1 protein-coding gene is annotated in these 778 nt (G+C 45.1%); it reads left to right on the top strand.

What is annotated here, in order from left to right; genetic code table 11:
- Positions 1-11 precede the first annotated feature (11 nt).
- Positions 12-778: elongation factor Tu (locus AC1M9H_RS14310; protein WP_481613647.1), on the top strand; the 767-nt coding region annotated here is incomplete at its 3' end.

Genomic DNA, 778 nt, shown 5'->3' with positions numbered 1-778 from the left:
AGGAAGATCTCATGGCTAAGGCTAAGTTTGAACGTAATAAGCCACACGTTAACGTGGGCACAATCGGTCACGTTGACCATGGTAAAACAACTTTAACTGCTGCTATCGCAACTGTATGTGCGAAGAAATTCGGTGGTGAAGCTAAAGACTACGCTGCAATCGACTCTGCACCAGAAGAAAAAGCACGTGGTATTACAATTAATACATCACACGTAGAATACGATTCTCCAACTCGTCACTACGCTCACGTAGACTGCCCGGGCCACGCCGATTATGTTAAAAACATGATTACTGGTGCTGCTCAAATGGACGGCGCGATCCTTGTATGTGCTGCGACTGATGGTCCAATGCCACAAACTCGTGAACACATCCTTCTTTCTCGCCAAGTAGGTGTTCCATACATCGTTGTATTCTTAAACAAATGTGACCTTGTAGACGACGAAGAGCTTCTTGAGCTGGTTGAAATGGAAGTTCGTGAACTTCTTTCTACTTATGACTTCCCAGGTGATGACACTCCAGTTATCCGTGGTTCTGCTCTTGCTGCACTTAACGGTGAAGCTGGTCAGTTCGGTGAAGATGCAGTTGTTGCTCTTGTTGAAGCGCTTGACACTTACATCCCAGAGCCAGAGCGTGCTATTGATAAAGCATTCTTAATGCCAATCGAAGACGTATTCTCTATTTCTGGTCGTGGTACAGTAGTAACTGGCCGTGTAGAAGCTGGTATCGTGAAAGTAGGCGAAGAAGTTGAAATCGTAGGTATCAAAGACACAGTTAAAAC

It is taken from the genome of Acinetobacter sp. ANC_7512, assembly GCF_056779935.1.
Note: the sequence above shows the minus strand (reverse complement) of the source record. Positions and strands in the feature narration are given on the sequence as shown.